Consider the following 12,981-nt stretch of genomic DNA (forward strand, 5'->3'; position numbering starts at 1 on the left):
AGCTGCCCCGGCACCGCCGCTTAACCCTGTGCAACAAAGGGGGCGGATGCGACGGCATCCGCCTACTCTCACCTCATGAGCGACCTCAACCTGCCGATCCTGGATCTGTCGCAGCTCGATCAGGGCCCTGACGCCGCCTCGCGCTTTCGCGACGAACTGCGCGCGGCCACCCACGACGTCGGATTCTTCTACCTCACCGGCACGGGCGTCACTCCCGAGCTCGAGTCCCGCCTTCTCACGGCTGCCCGGGATTTCTTCGCGCTGCCCGAGGCGGACAAGCTCGCCATCGAGAACGTCAAGAGCCCGCATTTTCGCGGCTACACCCGCATCGGCGGCGAGCGCACGCAGGGCAGGGTCGACTGGCGCGAGCAGATCGACATCGGGCCGGAGCGTGAAGCCGTCCATGAGCCCGCAGCACCGGACTTCGCCCGACTGATCGGCCCCAACCTGTGGCCCGCGGCACAACCCGGACTGCGCGACGTCGTATCGGAGTGGCACGACCATCTGTCCCGCGTCGCCCGCAGGCTGCTGCGCGCGTGGGCGCTCTCGCTGGGCGCACCCGAGACGTACTTCGACGAGCACTTCGGCGAGCCGTCGACCCTGATCAAGATCGTCCGCTATCCCGGCAAAGAGGATCCCACGCCCCAGCAAGGCGTCGGCGCTCACAAGGACTCCGGCGTTCTCACGCTGCTGTGGGTCGAGCCCGGCAAGGGCGGCCTGCAGGTGGAGCGCGGCGGCGAGTGGGTCGACGCACCGCCGGTTCCCGGCGCGTTCGTCGTGAACATCGGCGAGCTGCTCGAGTACGCCACGCAGGGTTATCTCATCGCGACGAAGCACCGTGTGATCTCACCCCGCTTTCCCGACGACCGCATCTCGGTGCCGTTCTTCTTCAATCCCGCACTCGACAAGCGACTGCCGCTCATCGAGCTGCCCGCCGACCTGGCTGCCCAGGCACGAGGGGTGACGCAGGACCCGACGAACCCGATCCACGCCCTGTACGGCGAGAACGCGCTCAAGTCGCGCCTGCGCGCGCACCCCGATGTGGCGGCGATCCACCACAGCGATCTCGTCGCCTCGCGAACCTCGGCATCCTGATCCCGATCCCCCCTTTGCACGCTGCTCACGACCGATGCAAGGGGGTGCGCGACCCGCGGCCAGCCCAATACCGTGGCGGGTATGAGCGACGTGACGATCTTCGCGCCGTCCCCGACGCTCACGGTGACGGTCGAGGAGCATGGCGGCGAGCCCGACATCCACGTGCACGCCGGCGGCCAGGGCGTCTGGCAGGCACGTATGCTGCTGCGACTAGGCGCGTCCGTGACGATGTGCTGCACCCTCACCGGCGAAGTGGGAGGGATGCTGCGCCACCTGCTGGAGGACGAGGGCATCGGGGTCGCCGGGCTGGAGCGCCCGGGAAGGGGCTCTGCCTATGTCCACGACCGTCGCGGCGGCCACCGCAGTGTCATCGCCGAGACGGAGGGCGAGCCGCTGGCCCGACACGACCTCGATGAGCTGTACGGCCTGACATTGCGCGAAGGGCTGGAGTCGAAACTCACCATCCTGAGCGGTCCGGCGGGCGACGAGGCCCTGCCCTCCGACACGTACCGGCGTCTGGCGGCGGATCTGCGCGAAGGGGGCGCCAAGGTCGTCGTCGACCTCGCCGGCGAGCGGCTCGCCGCCGCCGTGGACGGAGGGGTGGACGTGCTCAAGGTGAGTGACGAGGAGCTCATCCGCGGCGGACTCGTCGAGAACGAGTCTGTCGCCGAGATCATGAAGGCCATGCGGACACTGCACCAGCGAGGGGCGGATGCGGTGATCGTGTCGCGCGCCACTGATCCGTTCCTGCTGCTGGACGCGCAGGGCTTCGCCGAAGTGACGCAGCCTCGCATGGCCGTCGCCGACACGCGTGGTGCCGGAGACTCGCTCACGGCAGGGGTCGTCTCCGCGATGGCGCGCGGCGAGCGGCCGCGGGACGCCGTCATCACCGGCGCGGCCGCGGGGGCCCTGAATGTCACACGTCACGGACTGGGCACGGGCGACGCCGAGGCCATCTCGAAGCTGCGTGAGTCGGTGACGGTCCGGGAGATCATCGACGATTCCGCGGCGCACATCTCGCAGCCTGTCACCGGCCACGTGAGTCCCGACGGGCTCGCGGCCCTCGCCCGGCCGGAGGACGAACGGTGACCCGCACGCTCATCACGAACGACGACGGCATCGACGCACCGGGCCTGCATTCGCTGGCGCGCACCGCGCGGGACGCAGGGCTCGACGTGACCATTGCCGCGCCCGCGCGTCAGTCCAGCGGATCGAGCGCGTCGATCATCGCGGCGGAGGAGGACGGGCGCATCGCGATCGAGCGACGCGAGCTTCCCGAGCTCGACGGCGTACCCGCTTTCGCGGTACGCGGCGGGCCGGGCTTGATCGCGCTGATCGCCGCGCATGGCGCGTTCGGCGAGCCTGCCGAGTTGGTGCTGTCCGGTGTGAACCACGGCGCCAACGTGGGACGCGCCATCCTGCACTCCGGCACCGTCGGCGCCGCACTGACGGGCGGGCTCAACGGGGCGTGGGGCGCGGCGGTGTCGCTGGATGTCGGCATGAACCCGACGGACTTCCACTGGGATGCCGCGGCCTCCGCCGTCATGGACCTGCTGCCGTTCCTGCTCGAGCGCCCCCGCGGGACGGTCATCAACGTCAACGTCCCGAACGCGGCCGCCAACCAGGGCGTGGTCGAGGCGGCACTGGCCCCCTTCGGAATCGTGCAGACGACGCTCTCGGAGCGCGGCGTCGGCCACATCCGGCTCGCGGTCGAGGACCTGCCGAGCACGCCCGAGCCGGGAAGCGACGCGGCGCTGCTCGCCGAGGGCTGGGTGACGCTGACGGGCATCGATCCGGTGTCGCACGTGCCGCTGGGCTTCGCCACGCACTGACCCGATGAGCGCCGTGCTCGGCGACGGCAACGTGCCAAAACACTGGTCGGTCACGCGACACGCCGGGGACACGGCATCCGTATCGGCGCGTCGTCGTCACTGACTGGTGTTTTGGCACCGAGATGAGGATGCCGACAACGATGAGAGCCGCCCCACACCGTGGGGCGGCTCTCCAAGAAAGTTTTGCGCGATTGAACGCTGGTCGCGATGTGCCTTAGCGGCGCAGTCCGAGACGTTCGATCAACGACCGGTAACGGCTGATGTCGATGTCCTGGAGGTAGCCGAGCAGACGACGGCGCTGACCGACGAGCAGGAACAGCCCACGACGCGAGTGGTGGTCGTGCTTGTGCTCCTTGAGGTGCTCGGTCAGGTCCTTGATGCGCTGCGTCAGCATCGCGACCTGCACCTCGGGGGATCCGGTGTCACCGGGGTGCGTCGCGTACTCTTCGATGATCGCCTTCTTGACTTCTGCTTCCAGTGCCATAAAGTGATCCCCTTTCTCGTCGTTGCGCGGTGCCCGACGCCTGATGCGTGAGCTCTCTTTATCCGCGGCCGATCTAACGGCAACCTCAAGAGTCTACCAGTCCGGAAGCGGCGAGCGTGAACCGTCGTCCGACGGCCAGGCACCGGCGGATTTCGGACGCGGCATCCCCTCCCGGTCAACTCAGCCGAGGGCCGGGCGTAGAGTCACGGCGTGCCCACCACCGCCCTCACCACCAGCACGCCGGATGCTGTTCCGTCGCAGCTGTCCGTCGCGGTGCAGTTCATCCTCACCGGACTGATCTGGGGGTCGAGCTTCCTCTTCATGAAGGTGGCGCTCGAGGGCATCTCGCCTGCGCAGGTCGCCTGGTCCCGACTGATCCTCGGGGGCCTCGCGCTGGGACTTTTCGTGACGTTGCGACGGGAGCGGCTCCCCCGCAGCGCGCGAATCTGGGGCCACATGACGGTGCTCGCGATCACGTTCTGCGTGGTGCCGTTCCTGCTGTTCTCGTGGGCCCAGCAGCACGTGACCTCGGGCCTTGCGAGCATCTACAACGCCACGACCCCGATCATGACCGCGATCATGGCCGCGCTGGTGCTGCGCGTCGAGAAGCTCAAGCGCCTGCAGGTCGCCGGCATCGGCCTGGGCATCCTGGGTGTCGTCGTGATCATCGGGCCCTGGCAGGGCCTGGATCTCTCGCAGGGCCTCATCGCACAGCTGGCGATCCTCGGAGCGACCGCGTGCTACGGCTTCAGCCTCGCCTACATGCGACGATTCGTGTCGAACACCGGCATGAGCGCCCTGATGTTCTCGTTCCTGAACATCGGTCTGGGAGCGGCGATCATGGTCGTGCTGACCCCGGTGCTGGTCCTGCAGCCGGTGCGTCTGAACCCGTGGATCGTCGTGAGCGTCGTGCTGCTCGGCTGCCTCGGCACCGGCGTCGCGTACATCTGGAACCAGAACACGGTGCGCGCCTGGGGTCCGACGCGCGCTTCGACCGTGACCTACATCACCCCGCTCGTCGGCGTCGTGCTCGGCGTCATGATCCTCGGCGAACAGCTCAGCTGGAACGAGCCGGCCGGCGCGCTCGTGGTCTTCCTCGGCATCCTGCTCGCACAGAACCGGCTGCGTCCCCGTCGCCGCCCGCGCAACGTCGAAGGGACGGATGAACCCGGAGCGGTGGCTCCGCATTCGTCCGTCCCTTCTGCCCGCTGATCAGTCCTGCTGCAGCGCGCCCTGCAGGTCGAGCGTGATCGTGATGTCCTTGCCCACGAGCACGCCGCCGGTCTCGAGCGCCGCGTTCCACGTGAGGCCGAAGTCCTCTCGGTTGACCACGGCCTTCGCCGTCGCGCCGGCCTTGTAGTTGCCCCACGGGTCGACGCCGAAGCCGCCGAACTCGAAGTCGAACGTCACGGGCTTGGTGACGCCGCGGATGGTGAGGTCGCCGTCGACGAGGAAGTCGCCGTCCTGCACGCGCACGCCGGTCGAGCGGAACTCCATGGTCGGGTTGTTCTCGACGTCGAAGAAGTCGGCCGAGCGCAGGTGGTTGTCGCGCCCCTCGTCCTTCGTGTCGACCGAGGCGACGTCGACGCTCGCCTCGACCTTCGCCTCGAGCGGGTTCTCCGGCGCGATCAGGGTCGCGCTCTTGAGACCGAAGGTTCCGCGCACCTTCGAGATCATCATGTGGCGCACGCTGAACGAGACCTCGCTGTGGGCGGGGTCGAGCACCCAGGTGCCCGTCTTGTAGCCGGGAACGTCGATCGTGGTGGCGGTGTCAGTCATGCTCATCCTTCGTCTCGGGGCACGCGTCGCGGTGCGCGGCGCGCATGCCGGGTGCAACGCGAGCGTCTCCGGCATCTATTCCCATGAATGCAAATCCGAGAAATGGATGCCCGTATCAGGCTGCTGCGGCGCGACGGACCCGCCCCGGGGTCTCGCCCGTGGTGCGCGAGAATGCACGGCTGAACGCCGCCTCCGAGCCGTACCCGTGCGCGGCAGCGACCGTCGCGACGCTCTCGCCGGCGGCGAGCATCGTGCGTGCCGCGCGCATTCGCGCCGCCACGACATAGGCCATCGGCGGCGTCCCCACCATCGCCGTGAAACGGGCCGCGAAGGCAGAGCGCGACATCGCGGCGCGCCGGGCGAGCCCGGCGAGCGTCCACGCGCGCCCCGGTTCGCGCTGGATGGCAGCCAGGGGCGCACCGAGGAGCGGGTCTCGCAGGGCGGCGAGCCAGCCTGTCGCGGCGTCCGGCTCATCCGCGAGCCACGCCCGCACCGTCTCGACGACGAGCACGTCGGCGAGGCGAGTCGCGACAGCTTCGCCGCCCGGGCGCGGATCGCGCAGCTCGCCGGCGAGCAGCGGGACGAGCGCTGCCATCACCGGATGGCGCGCCGAATCCACCCGGACGACCGCCGGCAGCACGGCGAGCATGTCGTTGACCGCCGGCGAATCGAAGGCGACGACGCCGCACAGCATGGCCAGCGGCGCCTCCTCGTCGGGGGAACCGAGCCGAAGCACCGAGAACGCGTCGCCCAGCAGCGTCTGCGGCAGCAGATCGGCGCGACCCAGCACCCGCGCGCCCGGTCGCGTAGCGACGCGATGACCGATCCCCCGCGGCACGAGGGCCAGCATGCCGGCGTCGAGCCGCTGGGGCTCTTCGCCGTCCACCTCGAGGAAGGCGGTGCCCCGCGCGACGATGTGGAAGCTCAGCGTGTCGGCGAACTCCGGCATCGACACGGCTGCCTCGCCCGCTGCCTCCGTCCACGAGTAGAAGGCTCCGCGCATCCGAAGCTGGTACAGCGCCTCGGTGAGCGGATCCTCTCGATCCCACGGCATGGGCGTCGCCATCTTGCTCCTTGGACGATCGATCAAGAAATGCGTAACCCTGACGATAGAACATCCAAGTCCGCGATGCCAGAGTCGGAGGCATCCCCTCCCCGACGAATGGAGAAACCATGAACATCCTCGTGATCGGAGCGACCGGCGGCTCCGGCCGCGCCGTGTGCGACGCGCTGCTCGAACGCGGGCACCGCGTCACCGCGCTGGCGCGGCGAGCCTCGCGGCTCACGCCCCACGATCGTCTGGACCGCGTCGACGGCGATGCCACCGACCGCGCCGTCCTCGACCGCCTTCTCCCGGGCCACGACGCAGTGGTGGTGACGCTGGGCATCTCCGAGCCGGTGCTCCGCGTCCGGCTGCGCGGGGCACAGCGCACCCCCGACGATGTCCGTTCCCGGGGCACCGCCGAACTCATCCGCGCCGCCCGCACCGCCGGAATACGGCGCATCATCGTGCAGTCCTCCTACGGCGTCGGTCCGACGAGAGACCTGCTCGGCCTCTTCGACCGCGCCCTGTTCGCGCTCATGATCAAGCCGCAGATCTTCGACTCCGAGCTGCAGGAGAGCCTGCTGCGCGGATCAGAGCTCGACTGGACCATCGTCCAGCCGGTCCACCTCACCGACCACGATGCCGCCGAGCGCTTCACCTCGACCGATGGGCGCACCCGCAACCGCAAGGTCACGCGGCGCGCCGTCGCCGAGGTCCACGCCGACCTGGTCGAGCAGCACAGCCTGGTCGGCGAGACGGTGTCGGTGTCGGGCTGATCCCGCGGATGCCACAAGACGGAAGGGACGGATGCCGTGACTCACGGCATCCGTCCCTTCGAGGTTTCGGTCGGGTCAGCCGACCGCGATGAGGTCGATGATGAAGATCAGCGTCTTGCCGCCGAGGAAGTGGCCGCCGGCGGGACCGTACGCCAGGTGCGGCGGGATCACGAGCTCGCGGCGTCCGCCCTCCTTCATGCCGGGGATGCCGTCCTGCCAGCCCTGGATGAGACCGCGGAGCGGGAACTGGATGCTCTCGCCGCGATTCCACGACGAGTCGAATTCCTCGCCGGACTCGTACTCGACGCCCACGTAGTGGACGGTCACGGTGTCGCCGGGCTTCGCCTCGGCACCCTCGCCCACGATGATGTCGCGGACGACGAGGTCGGCGGGCGCCGGGCCCGCGGGTGCGTCGATCTCGGGCTTGGTGCGGTCGTCAGTCATGGGACCATCCAAGCACGCCTCGCGCCGCGTCGCTCGTACGAGCGGGATGCGACCACAAAACTCAGCGCTCGGTGCCGCGGCGATGCCTGCGTGTCAACCGAGCGCTGAGTTGGTCTGCAATCAGGATGCCGAGGCTCCACAGCGGTGTCAAGGCCTAGGGAGCGAACATCGCCGCCCGCGTCGCGGCGGTCCTGGCGAGCAGTTCGCGCTCTTCCGATGCAGCGTGCGCGTCACGGCCGGTGATCGCACGCTGCCGCGTCGCCGCGAGCGAGGTGGCGTCGGCGATGAACCCCTTCATGAGGGCGGTGCGGTCGCCGCGCAGCGTGCGCGCCCACGCCAGGGCCGTCCGGCGTCCGGCCGCTGTCGCGAGCATGTCGACCTCCTGCGGCGTGAACCAGCCGGCCACTGCGTACTCTCCCAGACGGCGACGCGTCAGGCGCGACTCCTCGCGGCGCAGCGCGATCACGCCGAGCAGGAAGCCCGCGAACAACGGAAGCTGCAGGGTCAGGTAGAGCGCGAAGAAGTCGCCGAACAGTGCAGACCCGTTCCACAGCGCGTGCAGCGCAATGGCACCGGCCAAGCCCAGCAGCCAGGGCCCCACTGCCTGCCCTGCCGACACACCGCGACGGGCCGCCAGCCCGAGCGCGAAGCCCGTCACAGCGGTGAACATCACGTGCGCGAAGGGAGACAGGATGCCGCGCACGAAGAACGTCGCAGAGGTCTCGGCCGCGCCCCCCTCGATGAACGCCAGCGCGAAGTACTGGATGTTCTCGGTGAAGGCGAAGCCCGCGCCGATGAGCGCACCGTAGACGATGCCGTCCACCGGGCCGTCGAACGCCCGGCGGGATGTCGCGAAGATCAGGAAGACGCCGATCCCTTTCGCCACCTCCTCGACGATCGGAGCCTGGACGACGGCCGAGAACGCCTGTCGCAGCGGCGAGCCGTCCACGCCGATCGCGATCGTGACGAGCAGGTCGACGCCGAGCGCGATGCCCACCGCGGCGACGGCGCCCCACGCGACGGCGAGGACGAGGAGGCCGCGAGGTTCCGGCTCCCATCGATCCACCAGCCGCACGGCGAACAACACGCCCGCCAGCGGCAGAAGCGCCAGCAGCATGCCCACGAGGGATGCACCAGGGCCGATGGCGTTGAGGAAGTACCCCACGAGCGCGACGAGCACGAGCACCAGCAGCCCGACGATCCACACCGTCGCCGTGCGTCCGCGCTGCGGCGCGGCCACCGCGACGGGGACGGGAGCGGGCGACGTCGCCGGCGGCGCGATCGCGGCAGGAGCGGCGTGACGCGGCTGCGACAGCGCCGACGCGAACTCGGGAGGGGTGAGCGAGGGCCGGGACGGCGCGGCGCCCTGATCGTGCATCATGCGCCCAGCCTAGAACCGACGCGCCTCGGCGCCGGAAGCGGCCAGGTAGGTTGGAGGGATGCGCTTCGCCCACGTCGTCCCGCCCGGCTCGGACGCACCGCGGCTCGTCTTGGTCGATGGCGACGAGACGGTGTTCGTCGATGAATTGTTCGACGGCGCCCCCCGCGCGCTGGAGCAGCTCATCGACGGCGGCGACGAGCTGCTGGAGCGGGTGCGCGCGAGTGCGGCATCCGGGGTTCGGCATCCACTCGAGGGTCAGCGCTACGCGTCGGCGGTGCTCTCGCCTCCCGTGATCCTGGCCATCGGACTCAACTACGCTGCCCACTCCAGCGAGCTGGGCCTGAAGACGGACTCGACACCGACGGTCTTCGTCCTGTGGCCGAACTCGCTGGCCGGGCACGACGACACCACCATCTGGCCCCGCTCCTTGAGCGAATCCGTCGACTATGAAGCCGAGCTCGGAGTGATCATCGGCACCCCGGCGAAGGATGTGGCGCCCGAAGCGGCGCTGGACCATGTGTGGGGCTACACCGTCGTCAACGACATCACGGCCCGCGACATCCAGTACTCGGAGGCACAGTGGTCGCGGTGCAAGTCGTTCGACGGCTTCACCCCGACAGGCCCGTTCGTGGTCACGGCCGACGAGGTGCCCGACCCGCAGGCCCTCCACATCTGGACGGTGCTGGACGGACGGACGATGCAGGATGCCACGACCGCCCAGATGGTGCGTCCGGTATCGACTCTGATCTCACACCTGTCGAAGTCGGCCACGCTGCTGCCGGGCACGCTCATCTCGACGGGAAGCCCCGGTGGCGCGGGATACTCCCGCGACCCGCAGGTGTTCCTGCGCGATCGGTCGACGGTCACCGTAGGCATCGACGGCATCGGGTCGCTCACGACCCACTGCCGGATCCTCGACTGAGCGCGAAGAGGGCGGACCCGCGTAGCGGATCCGCCCTCTTCAGACGATGCGAGCCTCAGCTCACGGGCAGGTGATCTCGAGCCCCGACGTCGTCGTGTGCGTGCCCGAGCCGACCTGGGCGCAGAATTCGGCGATCTGCGCGGCCCCCGCTGCGGCGATGCCGACCAGGACCACCACGATGATGATCGTGATCACCAGGAAGACCGAGCCCAGGATGATCGCGGCGACGGCCCAGCCGTTCTTGTGCCCGGCCTTCCTGCTCTGGACGAGCGCGACGATGCCGAGGATGAGGCCGATGAGCGAGGCGAAGAACGACACGACGAAGGCGATGATGCCGAGCGTCTTTCCCGGGACGGGCTCGTTGGCCGGCGCGCCGTAGGCGGGCGGCGGTGCGGTGGGGTACGCGGTGCCGGCGTCGGGAGCCGATGCCGTCTCTGCTGCCGGCGGCGCCGGCGGTGCGGCGTCGTAGGCGGGCGGTGCCGGCGGCACGCTGCCCGATGCGGGAGGTGCAGGGTCTGCGGGGTTCTGCGGATCGGTCATGACGTTCCTCTCGATGGTGGGGTCTGAGCATGACGGTATCGGCAGCGGCGCCCTCGGGCAATCGCCCGCGCCGCGCTGCGGCACTCGCGCCCGACGTCGCACGTGACCGGACGCTGTGGCCAGGCGAAGAGAATCGCCTACGAAGCGTCCGGATCGTCGCCAGGCTCGGTGAGAGGCGGGATCACCGGGATGGCTGCGGTGATCGCCTCGAGCCCTGACAGACGCGCGGGCGAGAGCTGCTTGACGACGTCTTCACGCGACATCAGACCGGCCTCGACCACCAGATCGGCAACGCTTCGCTTGGTCAGCAGCGCGGTCTTGGCCAGCGCAGCAGCGGCGGCGTATCCGATGAACGGCGTGAGCGCTGTGATCACGCCGACACTGGTACCGACCATGGCACCGAGCCGCTCCCGGTTGGCCGTGATGCCCTCGACGCAGTTGACCCGCAGCGTGTGCATGCCGCGGCGCATCCAGGTGATCGACTGGAAGATGGAGTGCGCGATCACCGGCTCGAACGCGTTCAGCTGCAGCTGGCCGCCCTCGACCGCCATGGTCACCGTCAGATCAGCGCCCGCGACCGCGAACGCCACCTGATTGACGACCTCGGGGATCACCGGGTTCACCTTGCCGGGCATGATGCTGGATCCGGCCTGCCGCGCCGGCAGGTTGATCTCGCCGAACCCGGCCTGCGGACCACTGGAGAGCAGCCGGAGGTCGTTGCAGATCTTCGACAGCTTGATCGCGTTGCGCTTGAGCGAGGAGGAGAACGACATGAAAGCACCGGTGTCGCTCGTGGATTCCACCAGGTCGGTGGCCAGGTCGAGGTCCAGTCCGCTGATCTCGCGAAGGTGCCGCAGCACCGACTGACCGTAGGCCGGGTGCGTCGTGATGCCGGTGCCGATGGCTGTGGCGCCCATGTTGATCTCGTAGAGGAGATAGGCATTCTCCTTGAGCCTGCTGTGGTCCTCGCCCAGCGTCGTGGCGAACCCGTGGAACTCCTGGCCGAGCGTCATCGGCACGGCATCCTGCAGCTGCGTGCGCCCCACCTTCAGCACGTCGTGGAACTCCACCGCCTTGGCCAGGAACGCCTTGCGCAACTGATCGAGCTCGTCCAGCAGGGTCAGCAGGTCCAGCCCCAGCCCCACCTTGATCGCCGTCGGGTAGACGTCGTTGGTCGACTGGCTGCGGTTGGTGTCGTCGATCGGCGACAGGAACGCGTAGTCGCCCTTCTCTCGACCGGCCAGTTCGAGCGCGATGTTGGTGATCACCTCGTTCGCGTTCATGTTCGTCGAGGTGCCGGCCCCGCCCTGGATCACTCCGACCACGAACTGGTCGTGGTACTGACCCTCGATCACCAGCTGCGCGGCACGATCGATGAGATCGGCCTTCTCGGCGTCGAGGACGCCGATCTCCTTGTTGGCACGCGCGGACGCCTGCTTGACCATCGCGAGGGCTTTGACCAGGTCCTTGTAGACCGAGATCGGCCGCTTCGAGATCGGGAAGTTCTCCAGCGCACGGGCGGTATGGATGCCCCAGTACGCCTCGGCGGGGATCTCGAGGGATCCCAAGGAGTCGGTCTCGGTGCGGGTTCGCATCATTGCGTCCAAAGCCATGTGTGCAGTCCTCGTGGGTCGATCACAGCGGTGTGCGGGGTGTCTCGAGCCTACTCGCGGCAGGAACGCGTGCCGCTGTCCACCTCGTACAACTCCCCCGCACAGCCGTACAGCGCGGCGAGCGCCACCGGACGTCAGGAACGCTTGCGCGAGAACTCCTCGAGCCGCTGCTCCGGCGTCAGGCGCGACATCCGCTCGTACCATTCCGCCGAGAAGAAGTCGCCGGTGGGCGCGTCCACCACGGGTACGACGGCGTGCGTGATCGTGTCGTCGTACACGTGCACCAGATGAAACGACTGCCCGGCGTCCATGCCGTTCACCTCGACCGACGGGCGGGCGAGGTTCATGGTGTAGCAGCTGGCGGCGGCGACGCTCACCGGCACCCCGGCGAACGTGCCACTCGTCGAGTAGTGCAGGTGGCCGGCGAGGATCGCGCGGACGTCGGTTCCGGCGATCGCCTCGGCGAAGCGGCCCTGATGCCGAAGCTCCAGGATGTCGAACAGTGGCACGTGCGACGGCAGCGGCGGATGGTGCAGCGCCAGGATCGTGCCCAGCGGGGCCGGCACCGCGAGGATCTCGCTCAGCCACGCCAGCTGCCGGGCATCGAGGTCGCCGTGATGCCAGCCGGGGACGGTGGAGTCGAGTGCGACCAGGCGCAGCCCGCCGAGATCCCATACTCCGGTCACCGGGTCCTGCGTCGGCTCGAGGTCGAGCAGACCGCGTCGCAGGGCGGGCCGTTCGTCATGGTTTCCCGCGATCCACACGACCGGCGCGCCGAGCCGCTCGGCGAACGGCTCCACGGCCGCCCGCAGCGCCGCATATGCCTCGGGCTCACCGAGGTCGGTCAGGTCGCCCGTGAAGACGACGGCGGCGGGTCGGATGCCGGTGGCCTCAGCAGCCACGAGGGTGCGCGCGAGATTGGCGGCGGTGTCGAAGCGCCCGCCCAGCGGTCGGTTGGCAGCGAGCAGATGCGTGTCACTGAGGTGCAGGAGCGTCCGCCTCGCCGGCGAGTACTGACCGAGTTGCACGGGTGCCGCGGGGGTCATGCGCTCAGCCTAGGCGGTGGTGGC

Annotated in this window: 14 protein-coding genes; 6 read left to right on the plus strand and 8 right to left on the minus strand. The window is 69.2% G+C overall.

Going from position 1 to position 12,981, the window contains the following annotated elements; genetic code table 11:
- Window positions 1–75 precede the first annotated feature (75 nt).
- The 3 genes from K0817_RS12140 (at window position 76) to surE (ending at window position 2,927) form a co-directional block, all read left to right on the plus strand.
- Window positions 76–1,095, plus strand: a complete 1,020-nt coding sequence (locus K0817_RS12140) for an isopenicillin N synthase family oxygenase (protein WP_219981778.1) — start codon at window positions 76–78, stop codon at window positions 1,093–1,095.
- 81 nt (window positions 1,096–1,176) lie between these two features.
- Window positions 1,177–2,184: a 1-phosphofructokinase family hexose kinase gene (locus K0817_RS12145; protein WP_219981779.1), complete on the plus strand. Its 1,008-nt coding sequence runs from the start codon at window positions 1,177–1,179 to the stop codon at window positions 2,182–2,184.
- The gene (surE, locus tag K0817_RS12150; protein WP_219981780.1) at window positions 2,181–2,927 is read left to right on the plus strand and encodes a 5'/3'-nucleotidase SurE; all 747 of its coding nucleotides are present in this window, start codon (window positions 2,181–2,183) and stop codon (window positions 2,925–2,927) included. The genes K0817_RS12145 and surE overlap by 4 nt, the downstream gene beginning before the upstream one ends.
- Before the next feature lie 214 nt (window positions 2,928–3,141).
- Here surE and rpsO read toward each other — a convergent pair whose 3' ends face one another.
- Window positions 3,142–3,411 carry a 30S ribosomal protein S15 gene (gene rpsO, locus K0817_RS12155; RefSeq protein ID WP_219981781.1) on the minus strand — a complete coding sequence of 90 codons (270 nt, stop codon included), beginning with the start codon at window positions 3,409–3,411 and terminating at the stop codon, window positions 3,142–3,144.
- A gap of 210 nt (window positions 3,412–3,621) precedes the next feature.
- Between rpsO and K0817_RS12160 the strand changes: the two genes are divergently transcribed.
- The gene (locus K0817_RS12160) at window positions 3,622–4,623 is read left to right on the plus strand and encodes a DMT family transporter (RefSeq protein ID WP_253735352.1); all 1,002 of its coding nucleotides are present in this window, start codon (window positions 3,622–3,624) and stop codon (window positions 4,621–4,623) included.
- Here the strand turns inward: K0817_RS12160 and K0817_RS12165 are convergent, their stop codons facing one another.
- Window positions 4,624–5,190 carry a YceI family protein gene (locus tag K0817_RS12165; RefSeq protein ID WP_219981782.1) on the minus strand — a complete coding sequence of 189 codons (567 nt, stop codon included), beginning with the start codon at window positions 5,188–5,190 and terminating at the stop codon, window positions 4,624–4,626.
- A 115-nt stretch (window positions 5,191–5,305) separates the two neighbouring features.
- The gene (locus K0817_RS12170) at window positions 5,306–6,256 is read right to left on the minus strand and encodes an AraC family transcriptional regulator (protein ID WP_219981783.1); all 951 of its coding nucleotides are present in this window, start codon (window positions 6,254–6,256) and stop codon (window positions 5,306–5,308) included.
- Between the two features lie 107 nt (window positions 6,257–6,363).
- On the opposite strand from K0817_RS12170, the gene K0817_RS12175 reads away from it, so the two are divergent.
- Window positions 6,364–7,011 (plus strand): NAD(P)-dependent oxidoreductase, encoded by a 648-nt coding sequence (locus tag K0817_RS12175; RefSeq protein ID WP_219981784.1) that lies wholly within the window; start codon window positions 6,364–6,366, stop codon window positions 7,009–7,011.
- A gap of 75 nt (window positions 7,012–7,086) precedes the next feature.
- On the opposite strand, the gene K0817_RS12180 is transcribed toward K0817_RS12175, so the two are convergent.
- Together K0817_RS12180 and K0817_RS12185 are read right to left on the minus strand one after the other, a co-directional pair.
- Window positions 7,087–7,455, minus strand: a complete 369-nt coding sequence (locus K0817_RS12180) for an FKBP-type peptidyl-prolyl cis-trans isomerase (RefSeq protein WP_219981785.1) — start codon at window positions 7,453–7,455, stop codon at window positions 7,087–7,089.
- 154 nt (window positions 7,456–7,609) lie between these two features.
- On the minus strand, window positions 7,610–8,836 hold the full coding sequence (locus tag K0817_RS12185) for a PrsW family intramembrane metalloprotease (RefSeq protein WP_219981786.1): 1,227 nt from the start codon (window positions 8,834–8,836) through the stop codon (window positions 7,610–7,612).
- A gap of 58 nt (window positions 8,837–8,894) precedes the next feature.
- Here K0817_RS12185 and K0817_RS12190 point away from each other — a divergent pair, with 58 nt between their 5' ends.
- Window positions 8,895–9,758, plus strand: coding sequence for a fumarylacetoacetate hydrolase family protein (locus K0817_RS12190; RefSeq protein ID WP_219981787.1), 864 nt, complete (start codon window positions 8,895–8,897; stop codon window positions 9,756–9,758).
- Window positions 9,759–9,818: 60 nt separating this feature from the next.
- Here the strand turns inward: K0817_RS12190 and K0817_RS12195 are convergent, their stop codons facing one another.
- From K0817_RS12195 to K0817_RS12205, 3 genes are all read right to left on the minus strand, one after another.
- Window positions 9,819–10,298, minus strand: coding sequence for a DUF4190 domain-containing protein (locus K0817_RS12195; protein ID WP_219981788.1), 480 nt, complete (start codon window positions 10,296–10,298; stop codon window positions 9,819–9,821).
- A 137-nt stretch (window positions 10,299–10,435) separates the two neighbouring features.
- Entirely contained in the window at window positions 10,436–11,911 is a 1,476-nt protein-coding gene (locus K0817_RS12200) for an aspartate ammonia-lyase (protein ID WP_219981789.1), read from the minus strand.
- Between the two features lie 134 nt (window positions 11,912–12,045).
- Entirely contained in the window at window positions 12,046–12,957 is a 912-nt protein-coding gene (locus tag K0817_RS12205) for a phosphodiesterase (RefSeq protein WP_219981790.1), read from the minus strand.
- Window positions 12,958–12,981 lie beyond the last annotated feature (24 nt).

This window comes from Microbacterium sp. HD4P20 (assembly GCF_019449275.2).
Taxonomy (GTDB): Bacteria; Actinomycetota; Actinomycetes; order Actinomycetales; family Microbacteriaceae; genus Microbacterium.

Bases quoted from the DNA above. Each gene is read 5' to 3' on its own strand.
- K0817_RS12170 (WP_219981783.1), bottom strand. From the start codon at position 6,256: ATGGCGACGCCCATGCCGTGGGATCGAGAGGATCCGCTCACCGAGGCG.
- K0817_RS12185 (WP_219981786.1), bottom strand. From the start codon at position 8,836: ATGATGCACGATCAGGGCGCCGCGCCGTCCCGGCCCTCGCTCACCCCT.
- K0817_RS12175 (WP_219981784.1), top strand. From the start codon at position 6,364: ATGAACATCCTCGTGATCGGAGCGACCGGCGGCTCCGGCCGCGCCGTG.
- K0817_RS12200 (WP_219981789.1), bottom strand. From the start codon at position 11,911: ATGGCTTTGGACGCAATGATGCGAACCCGCACCGAGACCGACTCCTTG.
- K0817_RS12180 (WP_219981785.1), bottom strand. From the start codon at position 7,455: ATGACTGACGACCGCACCAAGCCCGAGATCGACGCACCCGCGGGCCCG.
- K0817_RS12140 (WP_219981778.1), top strand. From the start codon at position 76: ATGAGCGACCTCAACCTGCCGATCCTGGATCTGTCGCAGCTCGATCAG.
- rpsO (WP_219981781.1), bottom strand. From the start codon at position 3,411: ATGGCACTGGAAGCAGAAGTCAAGAAGGCGATCATCGAAGAGTACGCG.
- K0817_RS12190 (WP_219981787.1), top strand. From the start codon at position 8,895: ATGCGCTTCGCCCACGTCGTCCCGCCCGGCTCGGACGCACCGCGGCTC.
- K0817_RS12165 (WP_219981782.1), bottom strand. From the start codon at position 5,190: ATGACTGACACCGCCACCACGATCGACGTTCCCGGCTACAAGACGGGC.
- K0817_RS12145 (WP_219981779.1), top strand. From the start codon at position 1,177: ATGAGCGACGTGACGATCTTCGCGCCGTCCCCGACGCTCACGGTGACG.
- K0817_RS12205 (WP_219981790.1), bottom strand. From the start codon at position 12,957: ATGACCCCCGCGGCACCCGTGCAACTCGGTCAGTACTCGCCGGCGAGG.
- K0817_RS12195 (WP_219981788.1), bottom strand. From the start codon at position 10,298: ATGACCGATCCGCAGAACCCCGCAGACCCTGCACCTCCCGCATCGGGC.